The sequence below is a fragment of the Mesorhizobium sp. WSM4828 genome, from assembly GCF_055811175.1.
The window spans coordinates 50793-74203 of the sequence record NZ_JBVVQK010000015.1 but is presented as its reverse complement, the minus strand read 5'-3'; the positions used below and the strand labels follow the sequence as shown (position 1 = coordinate 74203).

Genomic DNA, 23411 nt, shown 5'->3' with positions numbered 1-23411 from the left:
TCGAGGAGATTCGGTGTTGGCGGGAACGACATGCGCCAGCCCGGAACTGCTTTGCCGAGTTCTGCGAAACCGCAACGAAACCGGCTGATCGACTCTCAGGACTTGCGGTAACCAGGTTGCCGCCGTGGCGGGAAAGTGGCACCGACTCGGAAGTCGCGCCCGGTAACTGTAGATGATCGCGAGCGGTTGAGTCCCCCTTTTTTGGAAAGCGGCGAGAGAGCGCCAAGACGCCATTGGGACACGCTCGTGGCAAGAACCACTCCGCGCTCATCGCTCGTGAACACCACGAAGCCGCACTCCAGCCAACGCGACTCGACCCAGTCGAGCTACACCTTCACCACAATCACACCGAGCGGCCCCTCCGGCCCATCGAACCGGCTCGACAGATAGGGCCCAGGCCGCGCTAACCGGTGCCGAGCGTATGTTGCATAGCCGCGCTATCCGCCACCGCCTCGGTGAAGTGGTGGCGAAAGCGGTAAACCCTGCCGACGAAACTGGTCGGCTCGCCGGCATTGCTCGCAGCAGCCGCTATGCCCTAACGTTTAAGAAACCGGCATGGCGCGCGATGGCGCGAAGCTTGTCATCAAGCGCGGCTTCGTTGGCAGGTGCTCGGACTGCGAGCATCTCCTGAACCGCATCGTCGCGTGGGAGGACCAGCGGAATCACTCGCTGCTTCTCGACCTTCCCTTTCAAACTGGTCGGCTGCAAGCGGGAACCCGGCAAGAGCACGGTCGCGCAGGGCAGACTCCGCTCTGGTGCCGGCGATGCGGCCCGTTGCAAAGACGACGAGCAGAGCGACCGCACAAAGAATTGCAAGCCGGAGAGGGCGCGCTGGAAGGCGCCCCTGCCAATGTCTTCTTCTGCCATCGCATTCTTCAGACCGACCATTGACGACCCATAGTGCGGAATTCCGCCAGCAGGGAAGGCGATCAGTGCGGAAAACCGCACAATCTTGCTGCACAATTGTAGAAAGTACCTGAGATCCCGGCGATTTCGAGGTTTTCTTGGCTTGGCACGGCTCTTGCGCCAAGAACGCAGCAGCGTTCGACCGGAGCGCCGCGATGGGAGAAGCCGCGGGAAGAGAGGAAGAGCCCGCCCCAAACCGGTCAGGGAGAGGAAACTTACATGTTGACCCCGCTGGCGCCCAGCGCAAACCGCGCACCCCGCAAGACCTTTTGTGCCAAGCCTTACGTACAGGTGCTTGTCGCAATCATTCTCGGAGTTGCAGTTGGCCATTTTTATCCGCAAATCGGAGAAAACCTGAAGCCGCTCGGCGATGCCTTCATCAAGCTCGTCAAGATGATCATCGCGCCCGTTATTTTTCTGACCGTGGCGACTGGGATTGCCGGCATGAGCGATCTTCAGAAGGTCGGCCGTGTTGCGGGCAAGGCGATGGTCTATTTCTTCACCTTCTCGACGCTCGCGCTTATCGTCGGGCTCATCGTCGGTAATGTTATTCAGCCTGGCGCCGGCCTCAACATCGATCCGACCTCGCTCGACGTCCAGGCCGTCAATGGCTATGCCTCAAAGGCCCACGAGCAGTCCGTGACCGGCTTCCTGATGAACATGATCCCGACCACGATCGTCGGCGCCTTTGTGGAAGGCGACATTCTACAGGTGCTGTTCTTCTCCGTCCTCTTCGGCATCGCGCTGGGGATGGTAGGAGAAAGGGGCAAGTCGGTTGTTTCCTTCCTTCAGGACCTCACTGCACCCGTTTTCAAATTGGTCAGCATCCTGATGAAAGCCGCGCCGTTAGGCGCTTTCGGAGCAATGGCCTTCACGATTGGCAAATATGGCATCGGCTCGGTGGCCAACCTTGCGATGCTGGTCGGGACCTTCTATGTCACCGCCTTGCTCTTCGTGTTCGGGGTTCTCGGTGCAGTCTGTCGCTACAACGGCTTCTCGATCTTTTCTCTGATCCGCTACATCAAGGAAGAGCTGCTGCTGGTCCTCGGAACGTCCTCCTCCGAGGCCGCGTTGCCCTCTCTGATGGAGAAAATGGAAAAGGCAGGCGCCAAGCGCTCGGTCGTGGGCCTCGTCGTCCCGACCGGGTATTCCTTCAATCTGGATGGCACCAATATCTACATGACCCTCGCGGCCCTTTTCATCGCGCAGGCGACGAATACCGATTTGTCAGTTAGCGATCAGGTCCTTCTGCTGCTCGTCGCGATGCTTTCCTCAAAGGGTGCAGCAGGTGTCACAGGTGCCGGCTTCATCACCTTGGCCGCTACGCTCTCCGTAGTGCCGGCCGTTCCGGTTGCTGGAATGGCGCTGATCCTTGGCGTCGATCGCTTCATGTCGGAATGCAGGGCACTGACGAATTTGGTCGGTAACGCGGTGGCATCGCTCGTCGTCGCCCGCTGGGAAGGCGAATTGGATCAGGCGCAATTAAAAGCTGCCTTCTGCGGCCACCAGCCTGCCGAGACATCAACCGGCCAGCCATCAATAGCGCCCGCGCCGAGCAAGTCGGCAGCATCGTTACCGGTTGAATCGCCCGGCTGCTCGCAGACGTCGGACAATCGAGCCGCGGGCTCCAAACGGCCTCTCGCGGGCAGATAAAATCCCGAAATGTAGTGAGTACAGAATCATGTGCGCCTTGCGAAGGTCTCGTACCAGTCACGACACACAAGTCATCGATGATGCGCTTAATGCTTACGAAGATTGCGACGGTTGGTGGAACCGACCGCGGAGCTCGATCGGACCCCACCACGATCAGCTCTCGTCGGCCCGGCTGAACAATTCGCCCACGTTCTACGCAACCAAGCGATGTTGGCGTAGTGGAATCAATGATCTATGGGCATCGATGATGTCGAAGACGGTCGGAAGGCGCGTGGTCCACGTTTCGGCTTCTACCTCGCACCGCGCCACGACAAGAATTCCGATAGCGAACAGGATTGATGCAGGAATGATAGATTTTACTGAAACTTATCATTACCGGGTTTCTTCCTGATGTCGTTTTAATCAGACTCGGACAATGGCGAAGCGACCCACAATTGCTGATATCGCCCGGGAAGCCGGGGTCGGTGTTGCCACCGTTGACCGAGTTCTGAATGCTCGTCATCCGGTGCGGGAGGAGACTGCGCATCGGGTCTTAGCGGCGGCACAGGCCATCGGATATCACGCCGCAGGTCTTATCAAGCAGCGCCTGCAGCGGGACCTACCGCACTATCGGCTTGGCTTCATCCTGAGAAAACCGACTCACCACTTCTACCAGGGCTTCGCGCGTGAGGTCGAAACAGCGGTCAACGCGGCGACGTGCTTCCATGGCACTCCGCTCATCGAATTCGCGCCATCCCACATGCCGTGCGACCTTATTCCACTGATCAAGAAATTCGGCGCGCGCTGCCACGCGATCGCCATGGTGGCGCCGGACCATCCGGCGATCACCGCAGCCGTCCAAGAACTCAAGGCAAAAGGCATCCCCGTTTTCTCGCTGCTCTCCGATTTCGCCGAAGGTGTTCGTGAGGGCTACATCGGCCTCGACAATCGCAAGGTCGGGCGGACGACAGGGTGGATGCTTTCAAAGGTCGCAAGACGGCCCGGCAAGGTGGCGGTTTTTGTCGGCAGCCACCGTTTTCAGGGCCAGGAGCTGCGGGAGGTCGGCTTTCGCTCCTATTTCCGTGAGAATGCACCGACATTCGAGCTGCTCGATCCGCTCGTGAACCTTGAGGCACGGCAGATCACCTACGAGGCCACGCTGGATCTCATGCAACGGGAACCCGAACTCACCGGCTTCTATGTGGCCGGCGGAGGTATGGAGGGAGCGATCTCCGCGCTCCGTGAAGAAGGCGAACGCCGGGGTCTCGTCGCGATCGTTAACGAGATCACGCCGGAGTCACGGGCAGCACTCGCAGATGGCATGATCACGATGTCGGTCGCCACGCCCCAGCGCCGGCTTTGCCAGGAACTGATGACGCTGATGGCCCAGGCCATCACTGTCGGCACTTCGGAGACGCTTGGGCAGACTTTTCTGCCGTTTGAGATCTATCTGCCGGAAAACATCTGAGAACTGATAAGATACTATCATGAGAGGCTAATTTCGTTTCATCGATGAAAGAAAAGCAGTGGGAGTTTGGTTGACTCACCTCCCCTATTCCGGTCTCGTTTAACAACGAATGATTGCTGCGCGGCGGAAGCCAGTCAGCCGAGAACGACGACCCGCACTTCATGGAAGAGAAAGGAAAGCCATGCGTCAAGCGTCGCTCAGCTTTGCGATCGACCGCATGACGCCGCCCCAACTTGCCAGGGCCGCACTTGCCCGCGGCCCGGGCGTGACTGGCACCGACATTAACGATCATCTCGGCGGCAATCTCATTGCTGGCGAACAGCCGGCAGCAGACGTCTGTCTCGCTGGCGGATCAATCGTCACGACTATCTTCCTCAACGCCTTTTCGTGCTCCAATGAAGCCCCGCGTGCCAGGCCGAGGCGCCCACGAATGCATGGCGCGAGATGGATGATCACATCTAACACGATACCCGCAACTCCGAGCAAAGTGCCAGGCAGATCTCGTCACGCTGCATATCGCTTCCAAAAATGAAGAGGCCTAATTCAAAGTCCGAGGCGAATCACGTGGTCCATATAGTGCCGTTGCGCGAGAGGGCGCCAGACATCTTCGAAACATCGAAAGCACTCACCGCCCCCTCTGGGCTCGAAGCCACGTTGGCCAACGTCGTCGATCTCCTGCCATCGTTGGTGCAGGTGCGGCACGGCATCATCTCGCTCTTCGACGGTGCCGGCATACCGGACATGACCGTCGGCGCCGGGTGGAGCGAAGGCAGCGATGAGCGCTACCGGAAGCATCTGCCACGGACGGCGATCGACCAGATCATAACGACGGGCATGGCGCTCGTCGCCGAGAACATAGCGGTGGATCCGGCCTTCAACGCCGCCGACAAGGACGTGCTCGGGGCGTCCGACAACATCAAAGTGTCGTTCATCGGCGTACCCATTCGCGTCGATGCGAACGTCGTAGGCACGCTGACCATCGACCGCATCCTGGACAACAAATCAGCTTCCCTCCTCGATTACGACCTCCGCCTCCTTACCACAATCGCCAATCTGGTTGGACAGACAGTGAAGCTGCATCGCCTGTTCGCGTCCGACCGCGAGCGACTGATGGCTGAGAAAATCCGGTTGCAAACGCAATTCGGCGAGCCCAAGCAGCCTGGGCAGGAGCGAAAAAGGGCTCACGTCAAGGGCATCATTGGCGACAGCCCGGCGCTGCGCGGGCTGCTTGAGAAGGTCGCGTTAGTAGCCAGGTCCAACAGCACCGTTTTGCTGCGCGGCGAATCCGGGACCGGCAAGGAGCTTGTCGCCAAGGCCGTTCACGAGCTGTCGGGGCGCGCCAAGCGGCCGTTCATCAAGCTCAATTGCGCAGCGCTTCCCGAGACAGTCTTGGAATCCGAACTGTTCGGTCACGAAAAGGGTGCCTTTACCAGTGCATTCAACTCGCGCAAGGGGCGCTTTGAGCTCGCCGACAAGGGAACGTTGTTTCTGGATGAGATCGGTGAGATTTCGGCCTCGTTCCAGGCAAAGCTGCTGCGCGTGCTGCAGGAGCAGGAGTTCGAGCGCGTCGGCAGCAACCAGACGATTAAGGTCGACGTTCGCGTGATTGCCGCCACGAACAGGAACCTGGAAGACGCTGTTGCAAAGAACGAGTTTCGCGCCGACCTTTATTATCGCATCAGCGTTGTTCCCTTGCTGGTGCCGCCGTTGCGCGAACGGCGCAGTGATATTCCGCTTCTTGCCGCTGAGTTTCTCAAGAATTTCAACAACGAGAACGGCCGTACGCTGGCCTTCGATGCAAGTGCGACTGAAGTGCTGATGAACTGTGCTTTTCCCGGAAATGTCCGCGAGCTTGAAAATTGCGTGCAGCGGACAGCGACCCTGGCAGCGGGAGCGTCAATCGTCAGAAAGGACTTTGACTGCTGCCACGGCCAATGTCTTTCCGCGATGCTATGGAAGAATACATCGAAGGAGACAGCGCCGAAATCGGAGCCAATGGCACCATCGCCACTGAACCCTGCCATGCAATCGTCTGGTGGTTTTGCTTCGCCCGCCGTCGCGGCCGCGTCTGTTGACAGCGAGCAGGCACTATCAGTGCCTGTTAGGGTAGGCCTCGGAAGCGACGCGAAGATGACCGATCGCGAGCGTCTCACCGCGGCCATGGAAAGATCCGGCTGGGTACAGGCAAAGGCAGCGCGCCTGCTTGGATTGACGCCGCGCCAGATTGGATACGCGCTGAAGAAATACGGTATCGAGATCAAGTGTCTCTGAACCGGCTGTCGGACTTCCGATGTGTCAGGGCCGCGACATAGCGCACAAAGCGAATAGCTGGGACAAGTCAAGCGTCGGTGTGAGGCGGTGCAGCCTTCCTGTCGGCGCTTGCCGCAAGGTCGCCGGGCTCATTGTCAGCAGCTTGCCGCGGAGCGCGGCATCGAGCTCTAGCCGGCCATGCCGTTCAAGCGCTGGCAGCAAGACAGGTATGAACGGCCGCAGCCGTTTGGAACACAGCCGCTCCGATGCCTCCCACAACACCACGAGCGCTTCGCGAACATCGCCGCCATAGCGAAGGCTGTGCCTCTTGTTGCCAGGTATCTTCGACGCGCGTTGACGGAGCACTCGGATCGCATGCTTGCGATGATAACCGATCACCGCGACGAACTCATCGAGGATGAGGCGCTTATCGCTTCGGCTCCCCGATCGATACCGCTCGACAATTGCTTCCACCAATTCCGACCGTGTCGCCATGCTGATCCGCCTTGCCATCCATCCTCCGAATCGGGATGACAACACCTGACCATCCCATTCGGAACAGCGACACTATTGGTAACATTTTCCTTGAGGCAATGCGCCCCTCAGCGACACTTAAAACTGCCCCCCTTGGTTGATGGAGTGTGGCTCGGTCCCGGAGTCCACAGGAGGGACCCGCGCGTAGCGGAGCGCCTCCACGCGGCCGGCGGAGCGGAGCGCGGGAGGTACCTGTGGGCCCGCGGGTGCCGACACGGTCGCGGCGATCGCGCCGACCGGGGTGGATCATCTCCGTCGGCTGGCTCACCCACAGCGCCCATCCTCGATCTCGGATTGGGTTTTCATGATCTTTGCCTCCGTGTCGATCAGGAGGCCACATACTCGTCTTCCGCATCGGCAGCAGTGCCAACCATCATCGCGAATATGGCCAGCCGAACGGGCGCAAGCAGCATTGAAGTGGGCCTTCGGCAAATTGTTTCCCACCGGCGCCAAGCCCTCACCAGCCCTCGAACTCTAAATGCGGTCACATATCAGCGTTCGTCGATCGGTGGTTTGGCAGCAAGGCCGAGCCTGCCTCGTTGGCCATCGGCGAAATTTTCGGCGGGAGACTGTGTCTTGAACCGAAGAGCTGTCAGCTTGCCGTCCTCAACAATATGAACGACCCATCCCCCACCGCAACGCTTGACGCGCACGTCATTGGGTTCGCCAGCCACCATTGCTGCCCCCCTTATTTCGTCGCCTCAAGGTGAGACTGGAAGTCGTTCCCGCACATCGGAAAACGGGGGACCTTATGCAACGTCACGCACCGATTTTGGGATAGGCGATGCCTTGTCGATTTCAGAGTGACGGCGATTCAGGTCCTGAACGTCCGTGCGCGCGGAACCTCGCGATCGGACCGATTCAGGTGCTCAGATTTTTGCATGTTAATTCAGCCTTAATCATCCACAGCAAACTTGAATGGGAACGCGTATTCAGTCCGAGAGTAGCGCTGCAAAAACCCGCGACTCTGGTGCCCTCTGCGCGATCACCCGACACTTCAAGATGTTTCATAGCTCCGGACCGTTCCGAACGATCAGGCTGCCGGATGGCCACTCGCGCATCGAGCGTCCAATCGGCACAACCACGACGAGCACGTCCTCGACGCGCGTGGGCGGCAGGTCGAGATACACATCTGCGAGAGTGGATTGCACGCGAATGCCCGACACAATCGCCGCCTGGCCGTCTCTGCAGAGCCTTTCAAGATGATTCCGCATGGCGTGCCGCACGGTACCGAAAGCGAATGGAACCCCAAGCTGCTGCATTGCTGGATAGATGAGGCGCATTGTATGACCGATCCCTTGTCCCTCAAGATCCGGACGCACCCCGTACAACCCCAGGTCCGCCACTAGGAGGTCTACCTCGTCAACCTTGATGAAGCGGCGTAGTATACCGATATGAGCCGCTACGCCGTGCGCGTCATAAGAGATTGCGCGGAGCTCCGGCCTCGCACCGGCCCAGCTACGGCCGCCTTCGAATGGCTCTGCGTTGAAGGCCCCAGTCGGTCCGTAGGTCTTTTGGAAAAACTCGGAGAGTTCGACATGGTCGGACTGTTGCAACTCATTTTCCCAGCACAACCTCCACCGCACGTCAGAGCACATGGAAAGACCTCATCTTTGTTGCTGTTTTGTTGGGGAAGCGCCTAGCAGGTGTACACTTGTCGCATCGAGCAGGCTCGATGTATCTTGCGCAGGTCACCGAAGAAACTAGCCGCAATGAATATGCGACTCCGCTGTGTCCGAGCACACCGGAGGGCGTACACCAGACAATACTGCTCCGAGCCAATACAAACATCGATAACTACCTTTTGGATACATCTTTGAAACTATCGATGTTCCGCAGAATTGGCAAAATCGTTTGTTTCGATGAATGCATCCGCGCTATGGATAGGAAAAGACATGCGTTTCAAAGATCTTGATCTAAATCTCCGCCGAAGGCGGCCTTGATCACGAGGCCTCGACCCGGCCAGTTGCCCGACCGACCCGCTCGTCATTTGCCAGACCAACCGACTGCTATCTTGGGTGGCATCCTTCCTCCACTGTTGAAACCCGTCATCGGGGCGTACTAACTTTTCACGCTAAATCATTGCCATTCCGCCGTTCACATGAATGGTCTGGCCGGTGATGTAGGCGGCCCCGTTCGAGGCCAGGTAGACCACAGCCGAGGCGACTTCCACGCCCGTGCCCATGCGCCTGGCCGGAATCGCGGCCATGATCGCTTCTTTCTGCTTGTCGTTCAGCTTGTCGGTCATGGCCGATTCGATGAAGCCCGGCGCCACGCAGTTCACTGTCACGCCGCGTGTCGCGATCTCCTGCGCCAGCGATTTCGACATGCCGATCATGCCAGCCTTTGACGCGCAATAGTTCGCCTGGCCGGGATTGCCGGTTACACCGGACACGGAGGTGATGTTGATGATGCGGCCGTTGCGGCGGCGCATCATCGAATAGGTCAGTTCGCGGGTGAGCCGGACCGCAGCGGTCAGGTTGACCTCAAGTACCGCGTCCCAGTCCGCGTCCGACATGCGGATAAAAAGCCCGTCCTTGGTGATGCCGGCATTGTTGACCAGTATGTCGACGCCTTTGAGTTCGGCTTCCGCCTTTGCGCCCAGCGCCTTGACCTCGTCGCGGTTCGAGAGGTTCGCCGGAAACAGTCTTGTCCGCCCGCCAAGCTCGGCAGCCAACGCCTCGAGCTTTTCGACACGCGTGCCGTGCAGGCCGACAGTTGCGCCCTGCGCGTGCAGCGCCCGCGCCACGGCCTCGCCGATTCCACCGCTTGCTCCGGTGACGAGCGCCTTGCGGCCGGTCAGATCGAACATTTATCGATTCCCTTTCTAAGGACCGGCTTCGCACGGAAGCGGTCACTGGCGGCCCTGCGCCTTCCAGACATTATCGGGTGCAGCTTTGGACAGGCCATCGAGCCGAACTCGAAGGGCCTCGCTTAGTCTTCCCGGTAGCGGTACGTCCACGTCGCTTCAACAGTTGAGAATTTTGCAAAAACGGGCCCCGGCTCGTCCAGCTTCCGCTGCCACTTGGCGCATTTACCGAGGCGGTCCAAGGCCACGTCCTTCACAATCATCATCCGGCAAACATTTGGAAATGAGAGATAGAGTTATTGGAGGCATGTCGCATGGCTTCTACACCTGCTTGAACGCCAGGACTGCGTTCATGCCGCCCATGCCGAAGGCGTTGCTCACTGCCACGCGCACCTTGCGCTCGCGCGCCACGTTGGGCGTGACGTCGAGATCGCAATCGGGGTCTGGCTCGCGATAATTGGCGGTCGGCGGCACGACGCCCTCCTGGATCGCCATTACGGAGGCGATCATTTCAAGTGCGCTCGCCGCGCCGAGGCAATGCGCGTGCATGGACTTGGTGGACGAGACAGACATCGAATAGGCATAGTCTCCGAAGACGCGCTTGATCGCCGCCGTCTCGGTCTGATCGTTGGCCTTGGTGCCGGTGCCGTGGGCGTTGAGGTAGTCCACGTCCTCGGCATTCAGCCCGGCGTCGGCAAGGCAAGCGCGCATCGCGGCCTCCGGCCCCTCGACAGACGGCGCGACGATGTGGAAGGCATCGCTGGAAAGGCCTATGCCTGCGATCTCAGCAAACATTGTGGCACCGCGCGCCGCGGCATGCTCATAGCTTTCCAACACGGCCATGCCCGCACCCTCACCTATCACCACTCCCTTCCTGTCGGCGGAGAAGGGCCGGCAGGTATCCGGAGCGAGCGCGCGCATTGCTTCCCATGCCTTCATCTGAAGCCATACGAGTGGCGCCTCGGCGCCTCCGGCAAGCATCACGTCGGCCCGGCCGAGCCTGATCTGATCCGCCGCCGAAGCGATCGCATGGTTGGCTGATGCGCATGCGGAGGCGACGGCGAAGACCGGGCCGCGCAGGCCTAGGCTCATGCTGACCTGGCTGGCAGCGGCACTCGGCAACCCCCTTGGTGCAGTGTAAATGCCCACACGCCTCGCACCGTCCAAAAAGAGGTCGCGGTAGGTTTCTTCGACCGTTCCCCAGCCCCAGCCGCAGACGCCTACTGCCGCGCCGAAGCGATACGGATTTCCCTCGTCGCAGGAAAGTCCGGCGTGTTGCATGGCTTCGCGCGCTGCAAGCACAGCGAGCAAGCTGAGGCGGTCCATGGAGACGAGCTGGCTGCGGCCGATGTCGTGCTTCGGCAGCTCCTTGATCTCGGTACCGACAGTGCCCTTCATCCCATGAAGCTCGGAAGTGACCATCGGGCGGATGGCGGAGCGGCCTTCGCGCATCTCTTTCCAGATAGAGGCGGCGTTGTTGCCTAGGCCGCAAAGCCCACCCATCCCAGTAATGACGACCCGCCTGTCCAATCAGACCTCCTTCGCGAGCAAACCGCGGACGGCTTCCACCATGTCGCCGACATTCTTGAGATTCGACCAGGCGTCGGCCGCGTTCATGTCGATCTTGATGTCGTAGGCCTGCTCCACATCCCAGAGGAGATCCGCCAGACCCAGCGAATCGACTCCGAGCGAGGTCAGTTCCGTGGCAGTCGTTATTTCGCCGATGATGGACGCACTCTTTCCCTCGTCGCTCTCCGATTGGAGGCGGTTCTTGATCGTGGCAATGATTTCCGTTTCGAGTTGATCAGCCATTTTGTTCCTTTCCATAGTAATGCGTTTTGAGGTGGCGTGGCCCTATGCCTCTGCCACCCGCGTCGCGAAAATCGTCCCTGATCAGGCTTGTGCACTTCACCAATGCCAATTGGATTATAGACGTGGTCTGCGGCGTAGGCGTCGATGGCGAAGAACGTTGCCGGAACCCATTTTGCGCCGGCACATCGATCATCTCGGAAGTGCAAAGTGGACCGCCGTCAAACGTCTCGGCCGCCTTCGAATGGCTTTGCGTTGAAGACCCCAGTCGGTCCATAGGTCTTTCGGAAGAAGTCGGAGAGTTCGAAATGGTCGGCCAGCTACAACTCTTTTTCCCAGCACAACTTCCATCGCACGTCTGAGCTCATGGAAAGATTTTCTCCTTTCGGGCTCTTTTTTCGCAGTCGTCACACGATAGTGGTGGCGGGTGGTCAGTGACTGTGACGTGCTGTCGTCAATGCGAGATTCCGGAGGATTGATAAAATCGTTTGTTTCGATGAGACGCATCCACGCTGTGGATAGAGATACAGTTCAATGCGATGCAGAAGAGTCTATCACAACGACCATAATGGGGGCGCAAAGCGGGCATCCACCCATTTCGCTCCGCCCTTCCATTCCAGCCACGACGATACGCCTTTGGGCGCCCGAGAACGGGCCGGGAGCGCCCACGACCATTCAGGGCAGCTGTATCGGCGAGGTCTATGAACGCGTGGTGGAGGTGGCGCGGGCAGAAGCCGAAGACAATACACTGATCGTTCACCTGGATTTGCCATCCATCGACATATGGAGGCAAGGGTTGAGCCGTAGATCGCATCAAGAGGCGGCGAGCTTTATTTGAATGAATGTCCGGCCGGGATGATCAGGCCTACGACCGAACGCCCGGCGCGCGCGCCCTCGACAGGCGCGGCCCTCACCAGAATGCCGACCATCTTGAACACCGGCGCGACGAGCACCTGAAGCAAAGAAAGGGCAGGCGTGCCCCTCTCTCCGAACATCGCCAGAGCGATGCCGGGAAGGACAGGACCTGGAGAATGTCGGAGCGGGTTGCGACTCGCGGAACTGCTTGAGCTAGGAGAAGTAGCACTCGACGAGTGTGACGCTGGGCATAGAGTTGCCTGTCCAGCGGATATTTGAGTGAGCGTGATGGATTGTTGGGTAGGACAGCAACTGCATGCTTGACGGCGATGGCTTGGCGTAAGCGGCGATGGCTTGGCGTAATAGTCGGCGTCATAGGCGGTGTCGGCCATGACCAGGTCCGGCGGACAGTCTTTCGATCAAGGCTGCGGCTTGCGGCGCCATCGCCCTTTTGCCCCGCAGTAAGCGTGAACCGCACAGGGCACCCCAACCGGCGAACGGCCATGTGTATCTTGGTGCTCAGGCCGCCGCGGGAGCGACCAAGGGCCTGATCTTCCCCCTTTTTTTGGCCCCAGCCGGATGTTGGTGGGCTCGGACGATGGTGGAATCGATAATTCAAAGTCCGGATCATCGGGACATCGCCTCGAAGATGCCCCACCAAATATCCTTGCTGCTGCATCGACTGAAGCGGCGGAATACGCTGTTGATCGCAGAATACATTGGGAAGATCGCGCCAGGGGGCGCCCATTCGCACAATCGATAGGACCGCCTCGACGAACATCCGATTATCGCGGCCCGTCGATCCCTTCTGATCAGGACGCCCGATGATCAGCGGCGACGTCCTATCCCACGCCACGTCACTCGCCCCAAAAGCAGTCTTGAATCATGCTACCGCCAAAAAGGGAATCTGGAGAGTCCACACGCCCTAGGCTGCCTCCCCGCGCGCGATGTTCGTGCTGGCCGCACCGCCCAGAGCCACAAAAAGTTTGTCCCGCCCCTTACAATAATTCATCAAGGCGTCTACCTCGGCAATCACCAGATCGGGCGTGATGTCGAACTTGCAGCGGACTTTGACCGGACAGCGCCGCACTTTGTCCAGACCACATCCGCGACATTCAATAACGCTCATAAGCATGCTGACCAGGGGACCACGAAACCCCCAGATTTCCGGTAGATGTGACGCGGTGAAAATGCCGACAGTAGGGCGGCCAAGCTGGGCAGCGACATGCCCAGTGCCCGAATTGTTCGACACCACGAGTGCGGCCGATTTGACGAGATGATTGAATTCCAATTCTGACAAGTCGACAGCCGTTCGAATGTCCGCGGCTCCACCGTCGCGAGCTATCATCGCGACCTCCTCAAGCGCTTCCCGGCTTTCGCCACGGCCGACGAGGATCACCTCACCGCGGGTAGAAAGAGCAGCGACAAGTTTGCCAAAATTTTCAATCGGCCAATCCCGCAGGCTGGAATTCGAAAACGGAGCCACGACGATCGGGGATTTGCCTTCTGTCGAACTCTGTCGGCGGCCCGCTTCACTTTCGGCGTCGAAATAGGCCCCTGCCTTTGCGACCAGAAAGAGGAGGATTTCCGACACATGCTGAAGACGTACCTGCTTGCGGTCAACGAACCAATCAAGCCATCTGCGAGGGACTTTGTCGGCGACCCCTATTTTTTGGGTCAGCTTGTAGAAGATGCTTCTGCGTAATTTCAGATCGAATGGCGCTATCGCAATATCGATCTGATGCATGGCGTAAGGATCAACTATCGCCGCACGATGCCTGGCGGGGACTTCGAGCAAAATGGGCCTTGTCTCATCCGGAACACGCATATCAATGGCAAGATCAAACTCGCCGGTCAGCAGCGGCCGTATGTCGGCCGCTTTCTTGCGCCTATCGACCTTCGGGTTGCGCGGAAAGAAATCAAAAGCAACGTAATCGTCGGCGAGGTCGAACTGTTTTGCAGTGTCGATGTTCCAGCTTCCAACCACCAGCGTAATGTGGGCATGCGCAAAGCGCTGACGCAGGTCCTTCAGGGGCGCTAGAGACATCCAAAAGTCTCCGACATGATCAAGCTTAAGCGCCAAAATTCTCATCTTGGCGCTTGACTGTTTCTGCTCTTCCCAGCTGCGGTATATAACTTGATTGCCGTCGTGCTTTGTAAAATATCCCATTGCCATTCCGAAGATTATCAGGACCTGGAGAATGTCGCCTTCGGCGAACGCACCAACGATGGTTGACGGGACGATGTCATCAGGAAGCCGGTCACGAATTGCTCGTGAACCTCGGTGGCATAGCCCTTCACCCCCTGAACATCGAGCGAGGCTGGATCAATGTTGAGGCCGGCACCTGGCTGACGACATTTGCGACGATGAGACCGACAATCGATGCGAGGCTCGAGAAGGTGAGGAAATAATTCATCGCCTTGCCTGTGACCCGACCGACCTTCTTGAGATCGTTCATGCCGGCGATGCCGGTCGCAATTGTCAGGAAGCTGACAGGCGCGATGATCATCTTCACGAGCTTGATGAAAGCATCACCGAGCGGCTTCAGGCTCTCGCAGACCTCCGGATACAAACAGCCAACGGCGACTGCGGCAGGTACCTGCACATAAAGCCGGGCAAAATGGAGCTTACGAGGTCCGGCGTTCAGGCCGTGGGCTTGTGGAGCTAACACCGTCTCTCTCCCTGACCGGACTGGGGCGGCCTCTTGCTCGTTTCAAGACTTGTCCCTGGCGGCGCTCCGGTCGAACGCTGCTGCCATCTCGGGAGCAAGTGCCGTGCCATTGCGGACTGGTCTGAATGAGCCGTTCAACCGTTGTGAGAGGGGACACTCTCCGCTAACTGCACATGCGTGAAAGAGAGGTCGGAGAGTTTGACATCGTCGCCCTGCTGCAACTCATTCCCAGGCCAGTTTGCAGCGCACGTCTGAGCTCATGCAAAGATTTTCCCCTTTCGGGTCCCTTTCACGCGACAGAGGCAGCGGATGATCGATGCGTGTCCGGCGCAGGGTCAATGCGACATTCTGGAAAGTTGATAAAATCGTTTGTTTCGATGAAGCGCATCCACGCCATGGATATATGGCTGCAGCGTTGCGGCCACCATACACCGGAGCGGCAGCCTAGCCGCTCCGGTGTGCGCTCGAAGCGTCCAACACCATCTCGGCCTCACGCACCTCCGCAAGTAACCTGCAGCGCGCCAGATGGGGCCGACCCGTCGAACCGAAGATCCGCAGGCGGCATTTCCCGCACAAGGCGAGACTAGACGCCTCTCTTGTTTCCCCAGAGCATAACGTGCAGCTGCGGCAACACGCGCGCTTCGAACCACCTGTCGCGTGTCACCTTTTCCACAAGCCACTCCATGCGTTTGTTTATTCCGTCCAGGTCGACAGGTGCGTCTTCATTGCCAAGGCGTGGGGGCGTGTGATTGCCGGGTTGCAGATAGACCGGAAGGCGAGGAAATCGCGCGGCGGCCTCTTTGGCGTAGGCATAGTCACTCTCGTCGAAAACAACGAGCTTGAGCACGATTTGCGGCTTCTCCTGCGCCGCTTCTATGCACGCCTCGAATGCAGCCCAATCCGTCCTCATCTCGCTTGACGGGGGCTTTGGGCTGAGAACCAGCACGTCAAGATCCGCAAACCAATCCCTGACCACCGAACCTTGGGTTTCCAGCGCAAAACGGTAGCCTTCACCATGGCCAAGCTCGATCAGCTTACCGAACGGCTGAATGGCCGGATTGCCGCCCGACAGCGACACCATCACTGGCCGGCCACCGGAAAGGCCAACGACGCTTTGCCACACCGTTTCGATTGGCATCATCTCCCATTTGTGGCGGAATTGGTTGTCCACCGCATGGAGGCTGTCGCACCAGGAACACCGGTAGTCACACCCGCCGGTTCTGATGAAGACTGTAGGCAAACCAATGAGCACTCCCTCGCCCTGGATGGTGGGCCCAAATATCTCGCTCACACGGATTGCGGGACGCGTGTCCGTCACGGCCGGTATTCCGCCCAGGTTTTCGGGGTTTCGCTCACCCGCACGGCCGCGGTTTCTGGCAGACGTGCCTTGCACCATTCATAGAAATGTCTGGCCAAGTATTCCGCCGTGACTTGCTCATGTCCCAGCACTTCGTTGAGGTGCCGATGGTCGAGGCTCTCGTCGATATAGCGTTTGAGCGGCGCCAGATCGTGATAGTCGCGCACGAAGCCGTGCGCGTCCAGGTCCTTCGCCGAAAGCTCCACTTCGACGATGTAGTTATGCCCGTGCAGGCGCGCACACTGGTGATCGGGTGGCAAGGAGGTGAGTTGGTGCGAGGCCGAGAAGTGGAATTCCTTGGTGATGCGGAACATCAGGTGCTCCTCCTCCGCAGCGCCTCAAGCCAGAAGCCGGCGTCTTCGTAGTCGGTTGGATCAGTGTGCCCCGCGAGATGAAACGCCTCGCGCCGCTCCACGCAGGTCCCGCACCGTCCGCAGTGACGCTCGCCGCCTTTGTAACACGACCAGGTCTCCGCAAATGGGGTTCCGTGTCTTGCTCCATCCCCGACGATGTCGCCCTTCGTGAGGTTGACGTACGGCGTATAAAGGCGAATCTTGGCGTAGCCGTCGAGCGCGCGGTCTTGCATCATCTGGAAAGCTTCGATGAAGGCCGGACGGCAATCTGGATAGATGAAATGGTCCCCACCATGTACGGCCATCGCCACCGCTTCGGCCTTGTTCGCGGCGGCGATACCGAAGGCGATTGCCAACATGATGGCGTTCCGGTTCGGCACCACCGTGATCTTCATCGTGTCTTCGGCGTAGTGTCCCTCAGGCACGTCGACATTATCGGTCAGCGCTGAGCCGGAAAGGCCGCGGCCGATTTCGGGGATGTTGATGATCTGGTGCATAGTGTTCAGTCGCTCCGCGCAGAGAGCGGCGAAGCCCAATTCTTTCCTGTGCCGTTGGCCGTAATCGAAAGACAGCAGGCCGGCGAGCTCGTGCTCCGCTGCCACGCTGTGAGCAAGGGAAACGGAGTCCAATCCGCCGGAGCAGATGACGAGAGTCTTCATTGTGGTATCCTTGTTTTGACCGGGTAAGGCTGCGACCGGAGATTTCTCTGCGCTCCCCCTACCCCAGCGAGTCAACTTTGTGAACCCGGTGGGAGTCTGATGCGCTGACGTGTCGTGGTGCAGCAGGACCCCGACAGCGGAGCTGAGTCTCGTCCGTGGATGTCCATGCCCAAGCATATGCTTAGAAGGACAGATGCGAAGCGACCTCGCGGCTGGCTGGGAAGGAAGCTGACCTGTCGAAATTTGGGATCGAGAGCAGACGCCCCGGCCACCCGCGAATTGGCGAAGCAACGAGAAAGGAAAGGAGTTCGTCAACGTCGGTAGTGCAAAGCCCAAGTTCAAGGACAGTGCGCGCGCCCCGCTTCAGCATTAGTTCGAACTGGAACACGAATCCGTCGGTGGCCGAGCGGCCAACCAGCTAAAGGATTGATCGTGAGCCGACACCTGTGAACAAGCCGTGTGCGTCGTTGCAATCACCCCTATATTGCGCGCAATAGCCTGATGGCGTTGGATGAACTGGATTTCGCGATTTTCCAGATGGCGGTCGAAAGCGTCCGCTCACTCTCCCTAAGCTTCAACCAAAAAGCCGCAGAGATAGCCACGAGGAGCCAGGGTGTCCTGGTTTTCGACGTGCGGGTCGATGGCGACCCGGAGGTCCAGCGGATCGCAGGCATCCGATATCGAGGCGACCAGACGGGCGTGGTCGCGTTAGACAGACAAGGCCTTGTCACCCGCTCTTGTATGGTCAATGGCACTTTCTCACATTTCCTTTCGCCATTGGAGAACTGGACCAGCATGCCCCTCTCGATGCAGGCCAAGATTGACGTCATCATCCATGCCGGTCTCTTCCTAGGCGCCTTGCGAAAGGCGGGTCATATGGTTGGCAGCTAGTATATGACCTGGATGCATCTGTGGATTTTTACATCCGCCTGGGCGTCCGAGCAGCTGGCATCGACGCTCTGCAGCGCGCGGATGTGTCACGACCAGGAAGAGCGCGACGATCACGTTCCGGCGCACGAGCCGAGCTCCCCAGTGGCCTACTTCACATTGCAGGGGTTGGCGCGAAAATGTTCCGCCGGTGCGACTGCTTGGCGGTTAGGTTGCGCGCCAGCCGGAAAAGTGCAATCGGCGCCCGCCCGAACTCTGCAGAGCCACGCCTCAACGCGCGTGCCGCCGCTTTAGAGCGGCGCGTTGATTATGAGCCTGGAGGTCGATCGCTCGCGCAACTCCTCGGGGCAACGCCGGCGCTTCGGCGAAGGCGCCATTGCCGCCGCTGCCCCTCTAAAATCAACAGATGAGCAATGATACCTTAGGAGAATCATGCGCTTATCGGTGGTTCCGTTCTTTTATTAATCTTGTCGCCAGCGGAACACCAATTCAGTTGATTCGTACGCGACCTGCTCCCCGACAGATCCAACGGGCAACGAGTCTTCCCCCTGATCAGGCCGCGTCCAATATGTCCGCCTCAAGAATTCCCACGGGTATTGACAGCGATTTCGCGATCCGATCTCGATAACCCTTGTGGTATCTCAGACCGGACTCAATATTCAGGATTTCCTCAGCGGCTAGCCCGCACGCCACCGCCAAGTCCTCGACGGAATATCCGAGGTGCTCACGGTAAGCACGGATGATGTGGGTTCCCTCCAACATAGCCGTCAAGACTGGCTCGGGAATGCGCGAATCTTTCATATACCACCTCGAAGGAGAGCAAAGGCGCCTGACAGCTCGGGAGAGTTCGTCCTGAGTTGGCGCTCGTAGCTAGTCGAATAAATGGGTCAATCGACCGGTTCGGTCTCGTCCATGGGCAACCTGACTGGCGGCCGGGCCGGTATATGGCGGTTGAACTGGTTCTGATCAAGTCCGAAGAACCTGCCTGCCTAAAATGGGCTGATAGGGTGTACCGTACCAGTCGCTGCCCGGCGGCTGCCCATCGCCGAACTTCTTGAGCAGGAACTCGATGCTTGCTGAGCGCTGGATCCATGGCCGTCGTGACAGCTCCCTGGCCATGTCGGAGCCACCATTCACCGGTCGTCAATGTAGCACGAGGGCGACCGGGCAGCTGTGCGCATCGCGGGCGTTCGGTGGGACCGGCTACAAAACGTGGTCACCCTACGGGCGAGTCTGAACACTGTGCGGCCTCGAGTTGCGAAAAGGGGCGGCATGACGGACATCTCCGCGACGAGTCTTGTCGTGTCCAGGCCCGTCGCCGATAGCCGCGATCCTGCGGGCTTCAGCCCAGCTTTGAGCGTGCGCCCTTAGGCCTGCGGCAGCGTTGATCCATGCCAGCAACGCTTCTCACATGGGAGCATGAATACGAGCCGCGTTCAGCGACCTATTGCGCGATTCACCATTCGTTCACTTTATTAGCGCACGTTCATAAGTGGACATGTTGGTGTAGCTCGTACGTGCCCAAAGCCCCGGCGCATCGATCCCGCGCCGGGGCTTTTTTGGGTTGTCAGATGGCACCGCTGAGAGGTCCAGCGTTGCAGGCGTTGACTGCCCTGTGCAAGGTTCCGCTGCTTTTCGACGGCGTCAATAAATCCGGGCTTTACGACGTCCAAAAACTCGGGTGTCTGCGCCGGGCGGCGCCATTCGGCGTGTCACGCTGGGTTGCGGATTGCGCCGATGAACTCCCGGGCCAGGCCGTGCGGGGGAATTGACCGGAAGGTCGTAACCTTCGCAACTACGCCAGTCCGGTCAGCATCGACAGTTCGTAGCGCCCGCGGGCAGGAGTATTGGTCAGGCTGAGCATCGTCAGGCGCTATGCCGACAGGCCGAGAACCGGTTGCCATAACACCGGTCCGTTCAGACGTCCCTTCCAGCGGATGCGCAAGAGGCTAGCGTGGGAAATCTCGAGAAAGCCGGCGACGGCCTCCGTGTTACCGACCGGCTTCGGCTGTCCGATGCGCGACAACGGCCACGTTGCGAGACGCAGGATCCGTTCCATGCGCGTATCGGTAACTGTCACAATCCGAGTGAGATTGTTCGCCAAGCCGAATTCGATCATGCCGGCGAAGAGCTCGTAGGTTGCTTGAGCCAGTCCACCAGCCTTAGGCGCTGATGGAGGGAGATCGAGTGCGAAACGACTGCTCTCCCAAATGCGGGCACTCGCGGGCGCCGCAGTCTCACCCAGCAGCATCGGAAAGGTGTCGCGCAACATTGTCGGTCCGGTGGTCGGCAGAAGACGGACGCAACCGCAAATTCGCCAGTCGGCTCCCTTGAGAAGCAAATAGATGGGGTTCAGGCTGTCGAATGCGTCTGTTTCCATCTCGCTTTCGGTCTGAACTTCCCAATCCAGCCTTTCCTTGAACACCCGATGCCTGAGCCCGTGCATTTCTTTGAGCTCGTTTGAAAACTCGCCGTAGAGTTCAGGTGTTATCAGCTGCATCATTTGTCGCCTCCGTGCAGGATGTGTTCCCGCCATCGAAGAGCAAAGCCGACATTGATGCAGCCTGTAGACCTTTACAGCTATCCGACAAAAGGACTCAGGATCTCCACTGACGGGAAGCAGTCAGCCGCGCCACGCCCTGGTTGATGGTTCGCACTCCAAGCTTTGCCTTGGCGTTTTCCAGATGGAAGGTCACGGTGCGTTTAGAAACGCCGAGGATCTGGCTGATATCCCAGGCCGACTTACCGCGCGCCGCCCATTTCAGCGATTCGAACTCCCGCGGGGTCAGCGTTATGCCATCCACTACGCAATCTTCGGCTAGCCTGCGCCGGGCGTGTATATGAAAGCTGATTGCGACCAGCTGCAATGCCTTTTCGTAACGTGTCAGTGACCGCAAAAGAGGCGGACGGGACTGGTCGGAAGCGAAGGTCAGCGACGCAAACCGGCCGCGATAGTCATGCATTGACATGGTCAATCCGCCGCGAATGCCAAAGTGAGCTGCCTTTTCCAGGATTTCCTGCTGCGAGGCCGGCAGACACTGGCGGGGTCGATCCACGCCCCAATCGAAAGTATCCCAGCCTTGCAGCCCGCGCAGGATCACCGGATCATGGCTGTGGTAGCGCAGTTGCAGATAGTTTGATGTCCAGGATGATGGATAATTCGAAATCAACCGCGGCGTCTGGTCGGAGGCGGACCGGTAACTGAAATAGGCAAAGAGCGGAAAATCGAATCCAGCTGCGGCGGACGCCATTGCCTCATGGAGATCGACAGCATCGACGCTTGCAGAGAGTTGCTCGACGAAGTTTTCGAATACGCGATACATCGGCCCTTGCGCAACCTCCCGAATGTTGCTCGATGCGGCGGAAACCGGGTCTAAACGACCCCGCATCGATGCGGCGCGGACGATTCGGCCGCCATCATCACCAGCATTACTTTGCAGCTTCCACTTGAAGCGAACGCCGCGAACCTGGCCACGTACCGACCGGGGATGTTGAGACGTTATCGATGAGCCGTGTGTCGCCGAGCCAAGCCGCGACAAGCAAGCGTGCCGGTCGGTCAACCTTTGCTAAAGGCTGCAGGTCCGTTTCGTCACGGAGTTCCAGGTACTCGACCTCGCGATAGCCTGCCGCCAGAATTGCTGCACGCGCTTCATCAAGCATGGGCAGGACAGGGGAGCCGCGCGCAAGCCGCTCAGCCGTGTCGAGCAAGACCGAAGCCAGCTTTGGCGCGACGGCGCGTTCTGCTGGCGAGAGCCGGACGTTGCGCGACGATAGCGCGAGACCATCGGGTTCGCGGACTGTTGGACATGCGACCACGGCCATGGGAATATCGAGGTCGCGGACCATGCGCCTGACAAGCTGCAGCTGCTGGAAATCCTTTTCGCCAAAACAGGCGAAGTCAGCGCCGGTCTGCAGGAAGAGCTTGGCCACGACCGTCGCCACGCCATCGAAATGGCCGGGCCGGAAGGCGCCGCACAGGCCCTCGCTGAGAGTTGATACCGAAACGGTCGTGGCGAAGCCCGCTGGATACATCTCGTCTGCATCCGGCACATAGAGCAGATGTGCGCCTGTCGGCACAAGCTTGGCAGCATCTTCGTTTTCCGTCCGGGGATAGGCGGCAAGGTCGGCGGCACTGTTGAACTGCTTGGGATTGACGAACAGCGTCACCACTACCCGCTCAGCCTTCTGAAGCGCGGCACGCACGAGGCTCAGATGGCCTTCATGCAAGGCCCCCATGGTCGGCACAACGGCGACACGGGCGCCCGAGCGACGCCATCCCGCGGCAACAGCGCGGAGTTCGGCAACGGTTCGAACGATAGGCACGCTCATGTGACGTCTCCGGCCTTCGTCTCCTCGGCGTAGAGATGTTCGGCCGCCGGAAAGCGCCGTTCCCTCACGTCAGCGGCATAAGCCGCAATCGCCGCATCGGCCTGGTTGCCTAGTTCGGCGTAGCGTTTGACGAATTTCGGCCGGAAAGAGCCGAACAGCCCGAGCATATCATCGCTGACCAAAATCTGGCCGTCGCAGGCGGGCGAGGCGCCGATGCCGATTGTGGGGACGGCGATCTCCGCAGTGATGCGCCGTGCGAGCGGCTCGGGCACTTTCTCCAGCACCACCGAGAAAGCGCCAGCTTCCGTGACTGCACCGGCGTCGCGCCTGATGCGCTCGGCATCATCTCCCCGCCCCTGGACCCGGTAGCCTCCGAAAGTATTGACGGCCTGCGGCGTCAACCCGGTATGGGCCATGACAGGCACGCCGCGCACGGCGAGGAAGCGGATCGTCTCGGCCATGGTCTGGCCGCCCTCGAGCTTCACCGCTGCACAACCGGTCTCCACCATCAGGCGCGTAGCGTTGCGGAAGGCCTGCTCAGGGCTTTCTTCATAAGAGCCGAATGGCATGTCTACGACCATCAACGCTCGCGCCAGACCGCGGCGCACCGCCTGGCCGTGCATGATCATCATGTCCAGGCTGACGCCCAGCGTCGACGAGAGGCCGTGCAGTACCATGCCGACGCTGTCGCCCACGAGAACGATGTCGCAGTGTCGATCGGCCAAACTGGCGATCGGCGTGGTATATGCAGTCAGGCAGACGAGTGGCGTCTTGCCTTTCCGCATCCGAATATCCGGTGGTGCAATTCCCTTTGGGTCACCAGCTGCGCTCAATCCACCCCCTCCTTCCCTAGCGTTACTCGCCGAAGGTGTCGCGTTTGGCACACTTTT

19 protein-coding genes and 3 pseudogenes are annotated in these 23411 nt (G+C 59.4%); 4 read left to right on the top strand and 18 right to left on the bottom strand.

The features are described from left to right. Positions 1 to 528 precede the first annotated feature (528 nt). A complete protein-coding gene (locus AC0L2X_RS18355) occupies positions 529 to 963 on the bottom strand; it encodes a hypothetical protein (protein WP_473600188.1) in 435 nt (144 codons plus the stop codon). A 162-nt stretch (positions 964 to 1125) separates the two neighbouring features. Here AC0L2X_RS18355 and AC0L2X_RS18350 point away from each other — a divergent pair, with 162 nt between their 5' ends. The 3 genes from AC0L2X_RS18350 to nifA all read left to right on the top strand — a co-directional run bounded on the left by AC0L2X_RS18350 (position 1126) and on the right by nifA (position 6277). Then, positions 1126 to 2559: a dicarboxylate/amino acid:cation symporter gene (locus AC0L2X_RS18350; protein ID WP_473600187.1), complete on the top strand. Its 1434-nt coding sequence runs from the start codon at positions 1126 to 1128 to the stop codon at positions 2557 to 2559. 415 nt (positions 2560 to 2974) lie between these two features. Next, complete coding sequence (locus AC0L2X_RS18345; RefSeq protein ID WP_473600186.1) at positions 2975 to 4006, top strand: LacI family DNA-binding transcriptional regulator; 1032 nt, start codon at positions 2975 to 2977, stop codon at positions 4004 to 4006. 528 nt (positions 4007 to 4534) lie between these two features. Continuing rightward, positions 4535 to 6277: a nif-specific transcriptional activator NifA gene (nifA, locus tag AC0L2X_RS18340; protein WP_473600185.1), complete on the top strand. Its 1743-nt coding sequence runs from the start codon at positions 4535 to 4537 to the stop codon at positions 6275 to 6277. Between the two features lie 24 nt (positions 6278 to 6301). Here nifA and AC0L2X_RS18335 read toward each other — a convergent pair whose 3' ends face one another. The 13 genes and pseudogenes from AC0L2X_RS18335 to queC all read right to left on the bottom strand — a co-directional run bounded on the left by AC0L2X_RS18335 (position 6302) and on the right by queC (position 17304). Next, complete coding sequence (locus tag AC0L2X_RS18335; protein WP_473600184.1) at positions 6302 to 6730, bottom strand: hypothetical protein; 429 nt, start codon at positions 6728 to 6730, stop codon at positions 6302 to 6304. Between the two features lie 551 nt (positions 6731 to 7281). After that, positions 7282 to 7467, bottom strand: coding sequence for a hypothetical protein (locus AC0L2X_RS18330; protein ID WP_473600183.1), 186 nt, complete (start codon positions 7465 to 7467; stop codon positions 7282 to 7284). 330 nt (positions 7468 to 7797) lie between these two features. After that, positions 7798 to 8388, bottom strand: a complete 591-nt coding sequence (locus tag AC0L2X_RS18325) for a NodA family N-acyltransferase (RefSeq protein ID WP_473600182.1) — start codon at positions 8386 to 8388, stop codon at positions 7798 to 7800. Between the two features lie 476 nt (positions 8389 to 8864). Continuing rightward, entirely contained in the window at positions 8865 to 9602 is a 738-nt protein-coding gene (fabG, locus tag AC0L2X_RS18320; RefSeq protein WP_473600181.1) for a 3-oxoacyl-[acyl-carrier-protein] reductase, read from the bottom strand. Between the two features lie 318 nt (positions 9603 to 9920). Further along, positions 9921 to 11129 (bottom strand): beta-ketoacyl-[acyl-carrier-protein] synthase family protein, encoded by a 1209-nt coding sequence (locus AC0L2X_RS18315; protein WP_473600180.1) that lies wholly within the window; start codon positions 11127 to 11129, stop codon positions 9921 to 9923. Beyond that, positions 11130 to 11411: an acyl carrier protein gene (locus AC0L2X_RS18310; protein ID WP_473600179.1), complete on the bottom strand. Its 282-nt coding sequence runs from the start codon at positions 11409 to 11411 to the stop codon at positions 11130 to 11132. It lies immediately after the preceding gene. A 227-nt stretch (positions 11412 to 11638) separates the two neighbouring features. Continuing rightward, positions 11639 to 11776 (bottom strand): annotated as a pseudogene (locus AC0L2X_RS18305) (acyltransferase); the annotation flags it as partial. 671 nt (positions 11777 to 12447) lie between these two features. Then, positions 12448 to 13119: pseudogene (locus tag AC0L2X_RS18300) on the bottom strand (IS5 family transposase); the annotation flags it as partial. 69 nt (positions 13120 to 13188) lie between these two features. Further along, on the bottom strand, positions 13189 to 14010 hold the full coding sequence (locus AC0L2X_RS18295) for a glycosyltransferase family 9 protein (RefSeq protein ID WP_473600246.1): 822 nt from the start codon (positions 14008 to 14010) through the stop codon (positions 13189 to 13191). Between the two features lie 420 nt (positions 14011 to 14430). Next, positions 14431 to 14935, bottom strand: a pseudogene (locus tag AC0L2X_RS18290) (cation:dicarboxylate symporter family transporter); the annotation flags it as partial. 583 nt (positions 14936 to 15518) lie between these two features. Beyond that, complete coding sequence (gene queE, locus AC0L2X_RS18285; protein WP_473600178.1) at positions 15519 to 16253, bottom strand: 7-carboxy-7-deazaguanine synthase QueE; 735 nt, start codon at positions 16251 to 16253, stop codon at positions 15519 to 15521. Then, entirely contained in the window at positions 16250 to 16606 is a 357-nt protein-coding gene (gene queD, locus AC0L2X_RS18280) for a 6-carboxytetrahydropterin synthase QueD (protein WP_065010611.1), read from the bottom strand. Before queD ends, queE begins: the two co-directional genes overlap by 4 nt. Next, a complete protein-coding gene (gene queC, locus AC0L2X_RS18275) occupies positions 16606 to 17304 on the bottom strand; it encodes a 7-cyano-7-deazaguanine synthase QueC (protein ID WP_473600177.1) in 699 nt (232 codons plus the stop codon). The genes queD and queC overlap by 1 nt, the downstream gene beginning before the upstream one ends. A gap of 501 nt (positions 17305 to 17805) precedes the next feature. Here queC and AC0L2X_RS18270 point away from each other — a divergent pair. Beyond that, on the top strand, positions 17806 to 18195 hold the full coding sequence (locus AC0L2X_RS18270; protein WP_473600176.1) for a hypothetical protein: 390 nt from the start codon (positions 17806 to 17808) through the stop codon (positions 18193 to 18195). A gap of 1870 nt (positions 18196 to 20065) precedes the next feature. Here the strand turns inward: AC0L2X_RS18270 and AC0L2X_RS18265 are convergent. The 4 genes from AC0L2X_RS18265 to panB form a co-directional block, all read right to left on the bottom strand. After that, on the bottom strand, positions 20066 to 20695 hold the full coding sequence (locus tag AC0L2X_RS18265) for an acyl-homoserine-lactone synthase (RefSeq protein ID WP_473600175.1): 630 nt from the start codon (positions 20693 to 20695) through the stop codon (positions 20066 to 20068). A gap of 94 nt (positions 20696 to 20789) precedes the next feature. Beyond that, positions 20790 to 21515 carry a LuxR family transcriptional regulator gene (locus AC0L2X_RS18260; protein WP_473600174.1) on the bottom strand — a complete coding sequence of 242 codons (726 nt, stop codon included), beginning with the start codon at positions 21513 to 21515 and terminating at the stop codon, positions 20790 to 20792. 106 nt (positions 21516 to 21621) lie between these two features. Then, on the bottom strand, positions 21622 to 22521 hold the full coding sequence (panC, locus tag AC0L2X_RS18255; RefSeq protein WP_473600173.1) for a pantoate--beta-alanine ligase: 900 nt from the start codon (positions 22519 to 22521) through the stop codon (positions 21622 to 21624). Further along, positions 22518 to 23354 (bottom strand): 3-methyl-2-oxobutanoate hydroxymethyltransferase, encoded by an 837-nt coding sequence (gene panB / locus AC0L2X_RS18250; RefSeq protein ID WP_473600172.1) that lies wholly within the window; start codon positions 23352 to 23354, stop codon positions 22518 to 22520. Before panB ends, panC begins: the two co-directional genes overlap by 4 nt. Positions 23355 to 23411 lie beyond the last annotated feature (57 nt).